This window comes from Streptomyces sp. KR55 (assembly GCF_052245645.1).
GTDB lineage: Bacteria > Actinomycetota > Actinomycetes > Streptomycetales > Streptomycetaceae > Streptomyces > Streptomyces flavusporus.
In genome coordinates, this window is the sequence record NZ_JBQQCE010000821.1 from 1 (window position 1) to 2187 (window position 2187).

Here is a 2187-nt window from a genome sequence, read left to right on the forward strand (position 1 = left end):
GGGTAGGGGGTGATGCCGAGTGCCTGCTGCATGCTGACCAGCACGGTGTGGTCGCGCTGCAGCGTGGTCAACTGATCCTGCAGGACGGCGATTTCCGTACCGATGCGTTCCTGCTCCTTGAGGTTGCGTTCCAGGTCGCTGCTTACCTGGGCGGCGTACTGTGCTGCCAGGTCACTGGCGGTGGTGTTCTCGGACATGATGCTGACCTTTCTGCCGGTTGACCGGCCGACGAGTTGGCACGGGGCCCGCTGACGAGTCGCGCAGAACCCACGCCGTACACGCGCAGGTTCGTCTGACGGTGCGGTAAAGGTCCGCACCTGCTGCCCGGTGTCTTGAACAGCGATGATACGGATGAGTGGAGCTGATTGTTCCCGTTGAGTTGTGTCATGTGCTCCAGGTGACGCTCCTGCCGGGCGTGCGACGGGACCGTCGGCACGCCAACGGGCCGTGTGGCCGTGTTTCGGTTGACCTTGAGCGTGCCGCCACAACTCTCGGCGCTTCAATACACGTTGGTGGTCCAACGGAATGGCCTCGCCCCGTTCGATCGATCCGCCGCCCGCATCCTGTGCTTCCTCACCGAAGAGGGCTTCCTCGAGTCCGACGGAGGCCTGCTGTTCGTCGGCCCCAAGGCCGAATCCCGCATCGGAAAGCGGCACTCCATCGAGCTCACCGCCTCGTTTACCGCCCCACTCCAGTTCACCGCTCGGTGGTAAGGCCCAGGAACTGCTCAAGCTGCGCCAGCAAGCTCAACGCGAAGCGGAGCCCCGACAGCAGGCCGTCGAGGCCGCTGGTCTTACGGAGGAACTTCCGCGACTGCGCGATGAGAACACTGTGCGGGGCCCTGCGGCGCAGCCTCGCCGACCCGGGGCAGCCGTGGTCGGGGCTGCGCCCGTCCGCCCTCCGCCGCGCCCGGGCTCCATGCAGCCCCGCCTGGCAACTCGGCGTCGTCGGCCGGGGCTCCTCTCATCCCTGCCGCCGGGGGTGCCCAGATCGTGGGTATCACTTCACGCCCGGGGCGAGATGGCGCTGCGACACGCCGAGCCCAGGGCCCCGGCCATTCGCGTGCAGCGGGGCCATGGTTGCTCAGTGACGCGCCCTCAGCGGCCGGGCAACCGCTCCGTGATCTCTTGCAGCACCCAGCCGTTGCCGTCCGGGTCGCTGAAGGTGGCGAAGGAGGCGTACGAGGTGCCCTCGGGGTGCCGGCCGGGCAAGCGCTCCTGGCCCGCCAGCCGATGGGTGACGTCTCCGCCCTCGTGACCGTGGAACAGCACTCCTCCGGCGTCGTGGAAAACGTCGCTCACATCGATACCCCGGTCGACCAGCTCCGCGCGGGCCGCCTCGATGTCGGAGACGATGAGATACAGCCCCTGCACCGAGCCGGGGGCGACGGAGGTCATCCCCTCGCCGAACATGATCGAGCACCCGGAGCCGGGCGGCGTGAAGTGCACGCCCCGGAAGCCGCCACCAGCCCCCGTGTCGAGATCCAGGCGGAATCCCAGCTTCTCGTAGAAGGCCTTGGCCCGGTCGGTGTCGGAAACGGGCAGCACGATGACTTCGAGCTTCAGGTCCATGAGAACTGTCCTTGCGTGTGAGCGGTGGAGCTGTCCGTACCGTGTCCGTCCACCGCTCAAACAGATGTAGGGGGACATCCGGCGGAACGCCAATCAGCCGCCCCCGGACCGTACGGCTGCAGCAGTGAGGAGGCAGAGGCGTGGGGAGGCGTGGTGACCACGCCACTCAGCCGGCGTGAGCACCGGCGGGTCCCTCCGCCGGCCGCGAGCCTCCATGGGCCGGTCTTTGCCCGGAGCGGAGCGCGGCGTCGCCCTGTCGTGGAACACATCAGGCATCATCACTGTGACTCGCGGTTTCACTGAGAGTGATGACGAAAATGGGTCTGAAAACGACCCGGCTTCCCGGCCGGTGAACCGGACGTCGTTCTGCCCCATCCCCATCCCCATCCTCCTCAGGTGCAGCCGTAGCCCTCAGCGGTCCGGCAGCCACCAGTCCCCCAGACCTACCGCAACTGCCGAGCACCGCCGGCCGCGCAGAGGCGGATCCGGACCACTACGCGCGACCTCCCCCAGGACGTAAGCCCGCGAAGCCCGAGAGACACAGGAGCAGCAATGAGCGACACCCTCCGCACCTACGACGTCGTCGTCATCGGCGCCGGCCCCGTCGGCGAGAACG

Annotated in this window: 1 protein-coding gene and 2 pseudogenes; 1 reads left to right on the forward strand and 2 read right to left on the reverse strand. The window is 67.7% G+C overall.

What is annotated here, in order from left to right; genetic code table 11:
* Positions 1-197, reverse strand: a pseudogene (locus tag ACTWQJ_RS50510) (hypothetical protein); the annotation flags it as partial.
* 321 nt (positions 198-518) lie between these two features.
* Here ACTWQJ_RS50510 and ACTWQJ_RS50515 point away from each other — a divergent pair.
* Positions 519-701 (forward strand): annotated as a pseudogene (locus ACTWQJ_RS50515) (hypothetical protein); the annotation flags it as partial.
* Positions 702-1097: 396 nt separating this feature from the next.
* Here ACTWQJ_RS50515 and ACTWQJ_RS50520 read toward each other — a convergent pair.
* Positions 1098-1571 (reverse strand): VOC family protein, encoded by a 474-nt coding sequence (locus ACTWQJ_RS50520; protein ID WP_443313062.1) that lies wholly within the window; start codon positions 1569-1571, stop codon positions 1098-1100.
* Positions 1572-2187: the final 616 nt, after the last annotated feature.

What these genes read in the sequence shown, in the direction of transcription:
- ACTWQJ_RS50520 (WP_443313062.1), bottom strand. Translation starts at nt 1,571, where the DNA reads ATGGACCTGAAGCTCGAAGTCATCGTGCTGCCCGTTTCCGACACCGAC.